The organism is Flavobacterium sp. RHBU_24, assembly GCF_046613695.1.
Lineage (GTDB): Bacteria > Bacteroidota > Bacteroidia > Flavobacteriales > Flavobacteriaceae > Flavobacterium.
Map to the genome: position 1 here is coordinate 36802 of NZ_JBKJHD010000013.1, position 13864 is coordinate 50665.

General features: G+C 43.8%; 14 protein-coding genes. 8 read left to right on the forward strand and 6 right to left on the reverse strand.

The window, feature by feature from the left end; translation table 11 throughout:
• Nucleotides 1-35: 35 nt before the first annotated feature.
• A complete protein-coding gene (locus ACLI09_RS13065) occupies nucleotides 36-446 on the reverse strand; it encodes a DUF2721 domain-containing protein (protein WP_411420072.1) in 411 nt (136 codons plus the stop codon).
• A 199-nt stretch (nucleotides 447-645) separates the two neighbouring features.
• On the opposite strand from ACLI09_RS13065, the gene ACLI09_RS13070 reads away from it, so the two are divergent.
• From ACLI09_RS13070 to ACLI09_RS13090, 5 genes are all read left to right on the forward strand, one after another.
• The gene (locus ACLI09_RS13070; RefSeq protein ID WP_411420073.1) at nucleotides 646-1404 is read left to right on the forward strand and encodes a sensor histidine kinase; all 759 of its coding nucleotides are present in this window, start codon (nucleotides 646-648) and stop codon (nucleotides 1402-1404) included.
• A gap of 81 nt (nucleotides 1405-1485) precedes the next feature.
• The gene (locus ACLI09_RS13075; protein WP_411420074.1) at nucleotides 1486-2160 is read left to right on the forward strand and encodes a response regulator; all 675 of its coding nucleotides are present in this window, start codon (nucleotides 1486-1488) and stop codon (nucleotides 2158-2160) included.
• 970 nt (nucleotides 2161-3130) lie between these two features.
• Entirely contained in the window at nucleotides 3131-3442 is a 312-nt protein-coding gene (locus ACLI09_RS13080) for a YchJ family protein (RefSeq protein ID WP_411420075.1), read from the forward strand.
• A gap of 125 nt (nucleotides 3443-3567) precedes the next feature.
• A complete protein-coding gene (locus tag ACLI09_RS13085) occupies nucleotides 3568-4308 on the forward strand; it encodes a lycopene cyclase domain-containing protein (RefSeq protein WP_411420076.1) in 741 nt (246 codons plus the stop codon).
• A gap of 39 nt (nucleotides 4309-4347) precedes the next feature.
• Nucleotides 4348-4917, forward strand: a complete 570-nt coding sequence (locus tag ACLI09_RS13090) for a hypothetical protein (RefSeq protein ID WP_411420077.1) — start codon at nucleotides 4348-4350, stop codon at nucleotides 4915-4917.
• 50 nt (nucleotides 4918-4967) lie between these two features.
• Here ACLI09_RS13090 and ACLI09_RS13095 read toward each other — a convergent pair whose 3' ends face one another.
• The 3 genes from ACLI09_RS13095 to lpxB form a co-directional block, all read right to left on the reverse strand.
• Entirely contained in the window at nucleotides 4968-7004 is a 2037-nt protein-coding gene (locus ACLI09_RS13095) for a ComEC/Rec2 family competence protein (RefSeq protein WP_411420078.1), read from the reverse strand.
• Nucleotides 7005-7037: 33 nt separating this feature from the next.
• Nucleotides 7038-7727 (reverse strand): C40 family peptidase, encoded by a 690-nt coding sequence (locus ACLI09_RS13100; protein WP_411420079.1) that lies wholly within the window; start codon nucleotides 7725-7727, stop codon nucleotides 7038-7040.
• Between the two features lie 68 nt (nucleotides 7728-7795).
• The gene (lpxB, locus tag ACLI09_RS13105) at nucleotides 7796-8911 is read right to left on the reverse strand and encodes a lipid-A-disaccharide synthase (protein ID WP_411420080.1); all 1116 of its coding nucleotides are present in this window, start codon (nucleotides 8909-8911) and stop codon (nucleotides 7796-7798) included.
• A gap of 209 nt (nucleotides 8912-9120) precedes the next feature.
• On the opposite strand from lpxB, the gene ACLI09_RS13110 reads away from it, so the two are divergent.
• The 3 genes from ACLI09_RS13110 (at nucleotide 9121) to ACLI09_RS13120 (ending at nucleotide 12134) form a co-directional block, all read left to right on the forward strand.
• Nucleotides 9121-9837, forward strand: a complete 717-nt coding sequence (locus tag ACLI09_RS13110) for a phosphoadenylyl-sulfate reductase (protein WP_411420140.1) — start codon at nucleotides 9121-9123, stop codon at nucleotides 9835-9837.
• A gap of 4 nt (nucleotides 9838-9841) precedes the next feature.
• Entirely contained in the window at nucleotides 9842-10747 is a 906-nt protein-coding gene (cysD, locus tag ACLI09_RS13115; protein ID WP_411420081.1) for a sulfate adenylyltransferase subunit CysD, read from the forward strand.
• Between the two features lie 136 nt (nucleotides 10748-10883).
• A complete protein-coding gene (locus ACLI09_RS13120; protein WP_411420082.1) occupies nucleotides 10884-12134 on the forward strand; it encodes a sulfate adenylyltransferase subunit 1 in 1251 nt (416 codons plus the stop codon).
• A gap of 254 nt (nucleotides 12135-12388) precedes the next feature.
• Here the strand turns inward: ACLI09_RS13120 and ACLI09_RS13125 are convergent, their stop codons facing one another.
• Together ACLI09_RS13125 and ACLI09_RS13130 are read right to left on the reverse strand one after the other, a co-directional pair.
• Nucleotides 12389-12913, reverse strand: coding sequence for a hypothetical protein (locus ACLI09_RS13125; RefSeq protein ID WP_411420083.1), 525 nt, complete (start codon nucleotides 12911-12913; stop codon nucleotides 12389-12391).
• Nucleotides 12910-13848: a hypothetical protein gene (locus ACLI09_RS13130; protein WP_411420084.1), complete on the reverse strand. Its 939-nt coding sequence runs from the start codon at nucleotides 13846-13848 to the stop codon at nucleotides 12910-12912. Before ACLI09_RS13130 ends, ACLI09_RS13125 begins: the two co-directional genes overlap by 4 nt.
• Nucleotides 13849-13864 lie beyond the last annotated feature (16 nt).

A 13864-nucleotide genomic window follows, 5' to 3' on the forward strand; every position in this document is an offset into this window, starting at 1 on the left:
ATATCAAATTTCTATAATGCTTACGTATAATGTATTTACTCCTGAAATTTCTTTGCATCTTCTATAAGGTCGCTAAGATGTATACGCAGCGCATGTACCGATATGTTTATTTCCCAAAAAGATACGCCCAGTGATATTAACAGCAACAGCAGGCTGAGCCCAAAGGTATACGCGCCCCAATCCACTATATTAAAGAAAATAAGCATCATTGCAAATACCGAAAAAAACAGGCTTAGTACCCCATACATCTGCATGTGGCGTATAAGGGTAAGGCGGGTATTAAGGTTTTTTATTTCCAGCAATATACTTTTGGTTTGGTTTTGCTCATAGCTTATTTTTAAACCCCGCACTATACCCGCTATGGTTAAAAATCGGTTTGTATAGGCAAGCAGTATAAGTGATGTGGCCGAAAAAAGCAGTGCGGGCGTTTGTATATTAAGCTCCATAAAATAAAATTTATATCGTAAATATAATCAAATAAAAATCAGCCGCATGGTATTGCCTTGGTTAGAACTCAATAAAAACCATCAATTTTGCAAGCCCTCCGGCACTGCTTATAGCACGGCATTATTAAAATAGTTAGCTAAAATACCCGCAATTACTGGCGATAGTGTTATTTTTGTGGCACTATTAAATTGGTTGGGGATGGAAAAATGGCAGGACCCTCAAGTGCTGGCGCTGTGGATAGCTATTGTTATTGTACTGATATTTACTATACTGCTTTTTGTGGTAAAAATTATGCATGCCGGCTATAAAAAGATGACCGAAGCTAACCTGAGGCAGGCCCGGCTGGAAGTAGAACACCAGAAAAAGCTCCTGGAAACAGGCCTGCTGGCCCAGGAGAAAGAACGTACCCGCATAGCTGCCGACCTGCACGACGGACTTATAGGCAAACTTACCGTAGTGCGTATGAAAAGCCAGATAAGCAACGCGCCGGTTGATATAGATATACTTTTAGGCGAAAGCATAGCCGAAGCCCGCCGCATATCGCACGATTTGATGCCGCCGCTTATAGACTATACACCCCTGCATGAACTAATAGCTAACCTGGCCGAACCCTGGAAACAAAAAATAAGCATTGAGTATCTGGCCGATGTGCGAACTGATGCTGATGTGCCGGCCCGTGTAAAAATTCAGCTTATCCGCATGGTGCAGGAACTTATAACAAATACTATAAAGCACGCGCAGGCAAGCCATGTAACCATAACGCTAAGGCACTCTCAAAAAAATATTGCCCTTTGTATAAAAGATAACGGGCAGGGATTTGATACTTCAATTTTAAAGCAGGGCCTGGGGCTGGGCAGCCTCGAAATGCGCGCGCAGTACCTTAACGGGCGGTACCGGCTTACCTCTAAGCCCGGCGCGGGCACTAATGTACTGCTTGCACTTCCGTTACCCGCATAGTCTCTATTTCAAATTAAAAGCGGTGGCAGTTATGATTTATTGCTAAATTTTTATAATTTGGCATCAGCCAAACATACCGATATGGAAAAAATTTCTGTTGCCATTACTGATGATGACGCGCTTATAGTTAGCCTGCTCGAAAACTACCTTAATACTACCCCCGATATCACAGTAATCTTTACGGCGGGGGGCGGCCCTGAGCTTTTTGAAAAGCTGTCATCAGGCATACAGGCCCCGCAGGTTTTACTGCTGGACCTCCGTATGGATGGCATGGACGGCGTGGCGGTAACCGAAAAAATAAAAGTTGAATTTCCAGAAATAAAAATTATTGTTATTTCATCGCACTACCAGAAGAGTTTTATGGGTTTTATGCTTAAAACGGGGGTAGCTGCTTTTTTACCAAAAGGTGTATCGCCCATAGAGCTTGTTGAGGTAATACGCACGGTAAAAAAACAAGGATACTTTTTTAAAGACGACCAGCTCGAAGCCCTCCGCGAACAGATACCCACTAAGGCACCACGCCCTGTACTACAGCAGGAGGAACTGCTTAGCGACCGCGAAAGGGAAGTATTGCGCCTTATATGCCAGCAGAAAACGGCAAAGGAAATAGGCGACGAACTGTACATTACCCAGCGCACCGCCGAAGGGCACAAAAACAACCTCTTTGCAAAAACAGGCGCCAAGAATATTGCGGGCCTTGTAATTTATGCCATACAAAACGAAATAATAAGGGTAGAAGAGCTACCGATAATCTGAGAAGTTGAGTTGCCGGGGTATTTGGTTGCTAAGGCGCTTAGGTTTAGCTACAGAGTTTCGTGCTTAAGGTTTATAGCGCTCTGGCTATAATTTCGTACTTCCCAATTTCCACATCCCGGCATCGGACCTCCGACCTCCGACACCAACTACAAACTACAAACCCCAAACAGCAAACAATAAGCTACCACGTATAAATACCCGAATTACAAATTCAGGTAATTTCTACCTGTGTGGAGGATATTGATATGTGCAACTTTGTAACGGGATATAACAATATATGCAAGTTAATTTAAGCGTAATAAAATTAACAAACCGATGTTTCATATTTTTAAGTGGAGTTAAAAAGGTAAACGGTTTGTGCATAGTATATCCTGAAAAAGCCGGCGTAGGATGTGCAATACGGGGTTTTTCCTCTATTAAAAATCTCGCAATTTTTGACCGTATTGAAACAGGTCGAATCTGAAACCGGCTTTTTAAACAGGCATCCTTCTAAACAATTATAGTAATTTTTATTTAATTTTCAGCTACAGAAAAAGCGGGTTTAGTGATCCCGCTTTTTTTTATTAGCGACTCAGTTAATAGCACTGTGCAGTATTAAACCGTAGAAATATAAAGCTAAAATACAGATGTGAAATGGAGATTTACAGCCGATGAGCTTCCACATTTAACCTGTGGTGACAGGTTTGTTTAAAAAGAAAAGCCCCCGCTGCTGCGGAGGCCAAAATTCTTTACTGTAACTTAAAAACGCGAAACCCAAATCGTTTTTAGTTGCCGTTAAATGATTTTGATGACTGAACTCAATATAATAGACGATGTTTAAGGCTTGTTGTTACACTATTTACAAAATTTAATTTATCTGCTATTTTGCTTATGCCGGATACTGCTATATTTGACCAAAAAACACCCATGCATAACACCTGCCCCCTGTGGTTCTGGATTAGCGCTGGAACAGTGCTGCCTGCCTTACATTATGGGTATGCACCCACCCACGCCCCAGGTGCTCATGAGGTCCCGCTACACGGCCTACACGCAGCATAATGCCGATTATATATATACTACAACCCATCCGGCTGAACGCAGGCACCACAATAAAAAAGAGATTCTTGCCTGGGCAAAAAGTTGCCATTGGTTAAAGCTGGACGTTTTAAAAGCCGACGGAAATACTGTAGTGTTTAAGGCTTATTACCTTGATAGCGCGCTACGGCCTCAGGTACATTATGAACATTCTTTTTTTGAAATGTACAATGGAAAATGGTATTATAAAAAAGGTGAATATTATTAAAACTACCTCTTACCTCTTTTTAAACCACCGATTACTTTTAACTATATATATTCTTTTGTAAATGTTAAAGTTTATTTGTTAAATTTGGAATGGTATTGCCGTCTGTTTTTAAACCCTTTATACAAATGTCTTTAGACACCATAACATATCTGTTAATCCCGGCGCTGCTGTTTATCCCCTGGGGAATAATTTACTTTTTTAAAAAAGGCATCCGTAAAAAAATGCTTAAAACAAGCATTATGGGTGGTTTAGCAGGCTTTATCGCAGAGTACTGGTATTTTAAAGATTACTGGCACCCGCCCACTGTTTTAGGCCAAACAACTATTTGCCCCGAAGATTTCCTTTTTGGCTTTACTGTTACGGGCCTGTCTGTAGCACTATATGAGTTTGTATTTAATATACGCGTGGCTAAATCTGCTAAAAAACGCAAAAAAATGTTCGGCAGGCTATTTTTATCCGGTGTAGCCGCAATGATGGTTTTTAGTATAGTATTGCATATAAATTCTATTGTGGTAAGCAGTGGCTGTTTCCTTGTGTTTGCTGCTATTATGGTATACATAAGGCCCGACCTCCTCACGCAGGCATTGCTCTCCGGCTTACTGTTACTTTGTATCATCGTTCCTGTTTATGCTATTTTGTTTGATTTTATAAATACGGTTTATTGGGATAAGTACTGGCTGCTGTCTAAAACCAGGCTGGGCGTTACCATACTGGGGCATATACCGGTTACAGAGTTATGCTGGTATTTTAGCTGGGGCTGTATGGCGGGCATTGCACATAATTTTGCTTCAGGCACCGTAAGTGTAAAGGCCGAAAAACAAGTACTGTTGGATAATGAATATGCTAACCTTAACGGTGAAGCGTAATTTATTTTAGCCTGTTAATCCGTTTTGTATATTTGGCTGATGATAAAAAAGATTTGCATACTATTACTTCTTCAAATATCTGTTATTACCACAGCCCAAAAACGCATTGCGGGTATTATAAGCAACGTCCGCTACGTTACTGATGTGCCACAGGGTATGGCAGAAATTCCTGACGGCACAGACAAGTTTGTATACAATGCCGGCTGTGGTGACCATTTGTTCTGGCAGGTAGTTAACATAAGGCTACAGGCTGTACCCCAGCTTATAAGCATGGTAGATGATATGACAGTAAGCCAGGCAAAGCTGCCTTCGCGGGACGGCTATTACCGCACCGGCGATGTTGCCCTTATAGCGTTAAAAGAGATTATCCACAATATTCCTTTAGAAACACTATCCGGCTTAAAAATGGCCGATTTTGCCGCACCATACTATTTTTATGAGCAGGGGCTTAAAGATAAAGCCACCCGCACCGCACTTAAAGAAGCCCTTTTAAAATGGTATAGCGAAAACCAGAAAGCTATAATTTTTAAAAAAGGCCAAAGCTATGGCAACTGCGACTGTTTTGGCAAGCACCCGGTAGGCGGGGCTTATTATTTCGAAGAACGGTAAACCTGTGCTTTATACCTCCAGAGTACCGTTACCGCGAAGTGTCGACTTCCCTACTCTAAAATATACGAACCGTTTTCGGCAGTAGCGTGGAAAGGTATTTTTTGCCGGGCGCAGGTTTCCCGCCAGCGGGTACTATAGGTTTTGTAATTGGTAGCATCGGCTATTACAATTTTAGGCTTAAGGTCGGCCAGGGCACGTTCTAAATTTACTTTTGGCGACTGGCTTAGCAGCAGGATATCGGGCTTTACATTCGCATCATACATACCCGATTTATCAAGTATATAGATTTTTTTGCCTTTGCCATAAATGTAGTTTTGTAAAGGCATTAATCGCATTCCATAATTAAAATTCCCTTTGGCGTAGGCCAGCACACTATAGTTTTGAAGCGCAAGGCTGTCGGTACTGCTCACGGTTATTGAATCGCCCGTTTTTTGCGCGATAAGTGTATGGCCATAGTTGTTAAACACCACCAGTTCGCTTTTTTGCTTCAGGTTATAAGCCGTAACCATATAGGCGAGCTGAAATACCAATACACTTACAAGCGCTGCTACCGCAAGCCTGTAACTTTTTTTGTAAAGATACCACACCCCAAAACCGATAACGCCATACAGGCAAAGGTTCATAAGCAAGGTAAAGGGGATATTTTTAAGTACCAGGCTGTCAAAAGAAGCTACCCATTTTACAAAACTGTTCATAAAAAGTATGCAGTACTCTAATAGTTTGCCAATCCAGATGCTTGCAACGGGAATGGTAAAATTCAGCGCCAGTGTAACAAGCCCGAGGATTAATACTACATCAGATAGGGGTATCACAACAATATTCGCGACTAAAAATAGTAGGGGGAACTGGTTAAAATAATACAGGCTTATGGGCAGCACAAACAGCTGCGCCGCCAGCGAAACTGCAATCAGATCCTGCGTTTTTGCAATGAGGGTATACTTACTGCGCTTCCATTTTTTATAAAACGGCTGTAAGAGCACAATACCCAGAACGGCTATATAGCTGAGTTGGAATCCTGCATCAAACAGGAAAGAAGGTTTTGCCAAAAGCAGTACCAATGCCGATATGGCAAGTGAGTTTAAGGTAGTAACACGCCGGGCGAGTATCCCGCCGGTCATCAGAAAACTAAACATTACAACCGCGCGCACCACCGATGCCGATAGCCCTGTTATTAATGCAAACAGCCACATAAGTAACAGTATGCTGATAAAATGGCCTGTAGTGCCAAATTTCCTGAAACGCTTAAGCGGTGCCAATAGCCCGTTAAAAATAGCAAACAGCAGTGTAAAATGCAGCCCCGATATGGCCAGCACGTGAATGACCCCTGCATTGATATAGTCGCTGTTCATTTCCTTTTCCATGTCCTGCCGCTGCCCAAACATAAGGGCATTAATCAGGTTTTGCACAGGCAATGGATAATGGTGGATGCTAAAGCTGCCCGTAAGTGTTTCGCGCAGGCGGTTGATATGGTAGTTAAAACCCTTTTGCTGCCCGGCAATAATGTAGTTGTTTTTCAGCTTTATCTGCCCGAAAATATTCTGCCGTGCCATATAGCCGGCATAATCAAACTGGTTAGGGTTAAGCGCCGGGGTTATGGGCTTGGGCAGGGCGGTAATGTAAAGTACGTCACCTGCATGCAGGGTTTTCGCAAGGCTGTTCTTTGGCATGGTTACAAGCAGCGTGCCCGTGCATGTACTGAGGTTTATAGATGTGATTTCGAGGTAATATTTTTCGCTAAAATCGTTAGGTTTTATGCGCTCGGTAATCACACCCCTGATGGTGGGTAATTCGGATAAATCATTCCGTGAATTTAAGAAGTTTGCATAGTGTCGGGAATCGTTTGGTGCGTAATGCATACACTGCGCCGCGATGCCGCATACAAAAGCAAAGATGGCAACCCCTGCGGCAAAATTGGGTTTTTGAACCAGTGCCTTTCGGGCGTAGTAATAGGTAAGTGCAAGAAAGATAGCAGATACTATGAGCAGATACGGAATGATGTAATGCAGCCATAACAAATGAAAGCCGGTAAAAATACCGGCTGCCATAAATATTGTAAAAGGGATAATAGGGTATTTCAACACCTTCATAATTATCCGATATTGAAATAACCGTATCTTATTTTAGTCTTCGATAACCCTTTTTGCCTGGATAAATGTGCGGGAGTTGTAAGGCTCATTCATAGACGACACTATAACGCCGCGGCTTGATGAGCTGTGTATAAATTTAACCTCGCCCTCGGCGGTAACCTCGGTTACCATACCTACGTGGTTAATGCCACGGTGGCGGCGGTTGTTGTCAAAAAACAGCAGGTCGCCGGGTTTTACATTTTCAAGCTTTACCTCGGTGCCTGAGCCTGCAGCCATAGAAGCCGAACTGCGTGGCAGTGTAATATCAAATATCTGGAAGGTGGCATATACCATGCCCGAGCAGTCCATACCGGCAGTTGTAGTGCCGCCCCCCCTGTAAGGGGTACCCTGAAACTCAAGCGCATTATTTACAATCTGTCGCGCCAGGTAGCTCTCTTCAGCGTCAGCTATATAATCAGCAGGTGTAGGTTCGTCTACAATTACTATTTTTTTCTTTTTCTTTTTGGGATTGTCGGCAGGTTTATTAGGGCCGCCTTTGATTTTTTCTTTTACAGGGGTACTGTAAGTAACCACATCATGGTCAAGAAAAACAACTTTTTCGGTAGTGGCAAGCGCCACATCATTTTGAGAGGATTCACTTTTAGAGGTTACACTTTGCGCCGTTGCGCCCACAGTGGTGAGTAATAGTAAGGTGAGCGGTAATGACTTTAGGTGTTTCAGCATCTTTTATTCTATCAAATTCAAAATCGTTTTTTACAAATATAACGCATTGAATTAATAAAATTTTAGTACTATCTGTTAAAGTTTTTAACAATCTTATTTGCGGTGTTAAAACTCGCCCCTGCCCCACCAAGCTTATTTTCCAGTTCATCGTACTGTTTACGCAGGTTTTCGCGGTGTTTCGGGTCAAGGATTTTTTGCAGTTCCGCACGTAAATTTTTTGTGTTAAAATCGTCCTGGATGAGCTCTTTTACCACTTCTTTGTCCATAATAAGGTTCACCAAAGAGATAAATTTAAGCGTAATTATGCGTTTTGCTATCTGGTAGCTTATCCATCCGCCTTTGTAACACACCACTTCCGGAACCTTAAAAAGCGCCGTTTCCAGCGTTGCTGTTCCCGATGTTACCAGGGCGGCATGTGCCATGCTGAGCAGCGGATAGGTCTTGTTGCTTATAAAGTGTACGCGTTCGCTGTTTAAGAACTGCTCATAAAAACTGAATTCCTGGCTGGGTGCACCGGCTATTACAAACTGGTAGCCGGGAAAATCATGTACCACGCTGAGCATCACGCTGAGCATTTTAGAGATTTCCTGCTTGCGGCTGCCCGGCAGCAATGCTATAATTGGCCTGTCGTCAAGGTTATTCTCTTTACGGAAGGCTGCCTCATCAACAGGCGGGGTATTTTGTATGGCATCTATAAGAGGATGGCCTACAAACTCTACGGCAAAGTTGTGTTTCTTTTCGTAAAAATCTTTTTCAAATGGCAATATAATATACATCTTATCTACATCACGCTTTATGGCCCTGATGCGGTTTTCCTTCCAGGCCCATATTTGCGGGGATATATAATAGTGTGTAGGGATGCCGAACTCCTTAGCCCACTTTGCAATACGCATGTTAAAGCCGGGGTAATCTATAAATATAATGGCATCGGGCTTAAAGGCCTGTATATCTACCTTGCAAAATTTTATATTATTAAGGATGGTCTTAAGGTTAGCCACCACCTCTGCAAAACCCATAAATGCCAGTTCGCGATAATGCTTTACCAGCGTACCGCCCACTGCCCGCATAAGGTCGCCACCCCAAAAGCGTATCTCAGCCTGTGGGTCTGCCTTATAGAGTTCCTTCATCAGGTTAGCGCCGTGCAGGTCGCCACTGGCCTCACCCGCTATTATGTAGTATTTCATTAAAGGTGGTTTACAAGGCAAATATACAGGTTTTTATTTCTACCCCCTACTCTACCATGCTGCTCACCATGCCACCCGGAGCAGATTTCATTTCAATATAGACAGCAGGTTTTCTGCACAATAAAAAAATTCCATTAAACACCCTACAACTTCCATAGACTAATAGTATATTTGGCAACTATTACAGTTACGTATTTTTGCACACGATGATGAAGGAGAAAATAGACTACTTAAACCGGGAATTGCAGGGGATGCCCCTTGTGGATGCCCTTGCGTTTGTAATTAAAAATTTTGAAGGCAAAAAGGTGTTTTCTACGTCTTTTGGCATAGAAGACCAGGCGCTTACGCACTTTTTAGCGCCATATGCCGAATTTATTACCACATTTACACTCGATACCGGCCGGCAGTTTACAGAGACCTACGAGGTATTTCAGCGCACCCAAAACAAATACCCTGCGCTTAACGTACAAACGTTTTTCCCCGATGCGGAAGATGTAAACACTTACGTAAGCAAGCACGGGGTTAACGGTTTTTACAACAGCATAGAAAACCGCAAGGAGTGCTGCCGCATCCGTAAGGTAGTGCCGCTGCAAAGAGCCATAAAGGGAGCAGAACTCTGGATTACCGGCCTTCGTGCCGAGCAGAGCGAAAACCGTAGCGACATGCAGTTTTTAGAGTGGGATGAAGCCAACCAGTTGGTTAAATACAATCCGTTGCTACACTACAGCTTGAAAGAAACCGAAGCGTTAATAGATACTTATAATATTCCCCTTAACAGTTTGTATAAAAAAGGTTACCTCAGCATAGGCTGTGCCCCCTGCACACGGGCGTTGGCCGAAGGCGAGCCCTTCCGTGCCGGGCGCTGGTGGTGGGAAGACGGCAAGAAAGAGTGCGGCCTGCACATACATACTGATAAAAACTATTAATACCATGGCACAACATATATCATCACATTTACAAACCCTTGAAGACGAAGGTATCTACATCATCCGTGAGGTAGTGGCACAGTTCCAGAAGCCGGTGCTGCTTTTTAGCGGCGGTAAAGACAGCATTACGCTGGCCCGCCTGGCACAAAAAGCCTTTTACCCGGCTAAAATCCCGTTCCCGTTCCTGCATATAGATACCGGGCATAACTTTCCTGAAACCATTGCATTTCGCGACGAGCTGGTTAAAGAACTGGGTGTAGAACTTATAGTACGCTACGTTCAGGACAGCATTGACCAGAAAAAAGTACAGGAAGAAACCGGTAAGCATGCCAGCCGCAATGCGCTGCAAACCGTAACCCTGCTGGATGCCATTGAAGAATTTGGCTTCGATGCCTGCATGGGCGGCGCCCGCCGCGATGAAGAAAAATCACGGGCAAAGGAGCGCATCTTTTCAGTGCGTGACGACTTTGGGCAATGGGATGCAAAGAAACAACGCCCGGAGCTTTTCAATATACTGAATGGTAAAATAGCCTTTGGCGAAAACGTGAGGGCATTCCCCATAAGCAACTGGACAGAGGAAGACGTTTGGCACTACATCAAGCAGGAGCAAATAGGCCTGCCCACCATATACTTTTCCCATGAGCGCAAACTGGTAAAACGTGACGGTGCCTACCTTGCCTGGAGCGAACACCTTAACCTGGTGGATACCGATGAGATTGAAGAACTGACGGTGCGTTTCCGTACCGTGGGCGATATGACCTGTACCGCGGCGTTTGTTAGCCGGGCATCGGAGATTGACGATATATTATATGAAAACAAATCTTCTAAATCATCTGAGCGCGGCGCCCGTATGGACGATAAGCGCAGTGAGGCTGCATTAGAGCAGCGCAAAAAAGGGGGATATTTTTAAGGAAGCTCCTAAGCTGCTTAGCTCCTAAGCTACTTAGCAGCAAGCTACCCTCTGCAGTCAATACAAGGAGTAGACGATTTTATAAACGCTCAGCAGCTAAGAAACTCAGCAGCTTAGCCGCTTTTAAAAAAGAATTATGGATTTACTACGCATAAATACAGCCGGCAGTGTAGACGACGGTAAAAGCACCCTGATAGGGCGTTTTCTTAACGACAGCAACGCGCTTACCATAGAACAGGTAGAGCTTATTGAGCGCAAGACCAAGGAAAAAGGGCTTGCCGACCTTGATTTTTCGGTAATTACCGATGGGCTTATTGCCGAAAGGGAGCAGGGCATTACCATTGATGTGGCCCATATTTACTTTAGCAGCGATACCCGCAAGTTTATAATTGCCGACAGCCCCGGCCATGTGGAATATACCCGCAATATGGTTACGGGTGCCAGCAACAGTGAGGTATCTATCATACTTATTGATGCCCGTAAGGGGTTGCTGGAGCAAACCCACAGGCACTATTTTATCAGCAGCCTGCTGCGGTTAAAAACAGTGGTGTTTTGCATCAATAAAATGGATTTGGTGGATTTTAGTGAAGATGTGTTCCTTAACATTGCATCTCAAATAAATAAAATGACGGCGCAGTTTGCCCATACGCCCGATATACATGTAATACCCATAAGTTCGCTTAAGGGCGACAATGTGGTGAACACCTCGGCGCGCATGCCATGGTATACCGGCGAAAGTTTATCTGCGATACTGCACAGCATAGTGCCCGATGTTGCCGATACTGATGATTTCCGTATGGATGTGCAGCAGGTACTGCATGTGCAAAATGCAGCATTTACAGATTACCGTTCTTATGCCGGACGTATTATCAGCGGCAGCATTGCAGTAGGCGATACATTAAGCATATTGCCGTCAGGCACCAGCAGCGAGGTTATTGAAATACGTAAGTTTACCGATACACTGCAAACTGCCCATAAAGGCGCTTCGATACAAATTCGTTTAAGAGATGATGTAGATGCAAGCCGTGGAATGATGCTGGTTAAAGAAAAAAATAATATCTTGCTGGCTAAAGATATTTCTGCTACCTTAGTGTGGATGGACGAGAAGCAGGCGCAGGCCGGCGGGCGCTATATAATTCAATCAGGTGCGCGTACGGCAGTATGTAAATTGCAGGCCATAGCCAGCATTATTCCGCCTGAAAATCCTGCGGAAACCTATGAAGCTTCGGCCTTACAACTTAATGATATTGCAAATGTGCAGCTTAAACTGGCAGCGCCTTTGTTTTTAGATTCCTTTGAAGCAAACAGGGGTAACGGAACTTTTATACTTATCGACCCGCAGAGCAACAACACGGTTGCGGTGGGTTTTGTAAAGAGTCAACTTTAGTAGAGTTGTGTTTATAGTTGAAATCAGCAGTTAAACCTTCCTTTGGGGAGGTTTTTCTTTTTATACTTTTACTGCAATGGATTTTTTTACCACAAGGGCCATAAAATATTTTTACTAAAAACACAAAGCTGCGTGGCTATTTTTTTTTAACGTACAGAGAACACAAAGTTGGCACACAAGCTTTGGCCCCTTCGTTTGCCTTAGTGCACCTTGTGAAAATACTTTGTGCCTCCTGTGGTAAAATTTCCAAAAAATTATTGCATCAATTTTATATCGCCTAAATAAGCGGATGTTACCACCTGTGTTAGCGTTCCAAAATCTTTAACGATATCCTCTAAAAAGTACCCCTGCTCTACTGCAATGGTGCTGTTCTTATAGTTGAGCCTGTAGCGCAGTGTCCAGCTTTCGGTATTCCCTATCGGGCGTGCCGGTTTAAAATCAGTTATAGTAAAGCTGTATTTTTCTTTTTGCGACGCAGCGGTTTGAAGCAGGGCGTCAAGTGTTACTAATTTAGTTTTTTTATCAAACACATCAGCGACCATAGTTTTTTCATTACCAAAAAGTTTTTTAGCCTGTAAAGTAACCTGCATTTTCATTTCTGTATCGAGTTTGGGGTCGCTAAGCAGTTCCAAGTAGTTGTAAAACTCGGCTACCTTGCTTTTAGACTTCGCTTCATAAGCCATAAGCATTTTTGCAGCCATCTGTCGTTTGGCCGGCCCTGCATCCTGCGCGGCGGCGGGTAAAGCGAGTAACAATAACAGGGCTATCAGTATCTTCATTTTCCTTTTTGCATAAATTTGAGCGAAATAATTTTCCCTCCGTCATATTTTATCTCCACCACTTCCATATTCTTAACTACAATGCCTGGTGTGGTAACTTTGTCAATATATTCCTGTTTGTTTAAAAACTCCACGCCTATATCATCAAACATCACCTCCTGTATCACAGCATCATCCGATATAATGTCGCTAAGCTGCTGGCGGCGTTTCTTCCAGTCGGCCACATTGCCGTTCATGTAGGCGCGTACCATCATGGCATAGTCATCGGGCTGAAGGTCGAACTCCGGGTTTTCATTGCCCGATTCAATGGTAAGCGTATCGGCCTTATAATAAGCGCTTTCAACAGCTACCAGCGCTTTTTCAGTTTTCAGCGCAAGCATAAAACAGTTGTCCTTACCTGTAAGCTTTGTTTTCTTACTGTCCTCCAGCAGATACAGGCTTACCTTATCGGCCTCCACGGGCTTTTGCGTGTACTTATCCTTCAGGCAGATGCTTACTTTAGCAGCGCCTTTAAATACGCCAAATGCCAGCAGCATTCCGGTAATAATGGTAAGCGCCGCAATGGCTATCGGCGCCACAAACTTTTTTATTCCTTGATGGCTATCCACCGCTGCTATCTGAACACTCACCACGGGAGGCTGATTACTACTCGCTTTGCTAAAAACAAACTCCTCCCAGCTCCCCGCTCCCGTCCATTTGCAAAAAATATCCAGCATATCGCGGCGTGGCAGCTTTTGGTTGGTTTCGGGCTTCAGGTGGGTATATACCCATTTTTCGCTTACGCGCTCATGGCAGTCTTTTTCTACCAGGTCTATAAGCTGCGCTATTTCCCGGTTGCCAAAGCCCTGTATGCTACCGGTGTAAAACGGAAATGCCTCCCGGTACTTTGCCAGTATGTTTTGTTTGAGCAGGTAAAATGTGTGCATATCATCCATCAGGGCTGTGGCAAAG

What these genes read in the sequence shown, in the direction of transcription:
- ACLI09_RS13065 (WP_411420072.1), bottom strand. Translation starts at nt 446, where the DNA reads ATGGAGCTTAATATACAAACGCCCGCACTGCTTTTTTCGGCCACATCA.
- ACLI09_RS13070 (WP_411420073.1), top strand. Translation starts at nt 646, where the DNA reads ATGGAAAAATGGCAGGACCCTCAAGTGCTGGCGCTGTGGATAGCTATT.
- ACLI09_RS13075 (WP_411420074.1), top strand. Translation starts at nt 1,486, where the DNA reads ATGGAAAAAATTTCTGTTGCCATTACTGATGATGACGCGCTTATAGTT.
- ACLI09_RS13080 (WP_411420075.1), top strand. Translation starts at nt 3,131, where the DNA reads ATGGGTATGCACCCACCCACGCCCCAGGTGCTCATGAGGTCCCGCTAC.
- ACLI09_RS13085 (WP_411420076.1), top strand. Translation starts at nt 3,568, where the DNA reads ATGTCTTTAGACACCATAACATATCTGTTAATCCCGGCGCTGCTGTTT.
- ACLI09_RS13090 (WP_411420077.1), top strand. Translation starts at nt 4,348, where the DNA reads ATGATAAAAAAGATTTGCATACTATTACTTCTTCAAATATCTGTTATT.
- ACLI09_RS13095 (WP_411420078.1), bottom strand. Translation starts at nt 7,004, where the DNA reads ATGAAGGTGTTGAAATACCCTATTATCCCTTTTACAATATTTATGGCA.
- ACLI09_RS13100 (WP_411420079.1), bottom strand. Translation starts at nt 7,727, where the DNA reads ATGCTGAAACACCTAAAGTCATTACCGCTCACCTTACTATTACTCACC.
- lpxB (WP_411420080.1), bottom strand. Translation starts at nt 8,911, where the DNA reads ATGAAATACTACATAATAGCGGGTGAGGCCAGTGGCGACCTGCACGGC.
- ACLI09_RS13110 (WP_411420140.1), top strand. Translation starts at nt 9,121, where the DNA reads ATGAAGGAGAAAATAGACTACTTAAACCGGGAATTGCAGGGGATGCCC.
- cysD (WP_411420081.1), top strand. Translation starts at nt 9,842, where the DNA reads ATGGCACAACATATATCATCACATTTACAAACCCTTGAAGACGAAGGT.
- ACLI09_RS13120 (WP_411420082.1), top strand. Translation starts at nt 10,884, where the DNA reads ATGGATTTACTACGCATAAATACAGCCGGCAGTGTAGACGACGGTAAA.
- ACLI09_RS13125 (WP_411420083.1), bottom strand. Translation starts at nt 12,913, where the DNA reads ATGAAGATACTGATAGCCCTGTTATTGTTACTCGCTTTACCCGCCGCC.
- ACLI09_RS13130 (WP_411420084.1), bottom strand. Translation starts at nt 13,848, where the DNA reads ATGGATGATATGCACACATTTTACCTGCTCAAACAAAACATACTGGCA.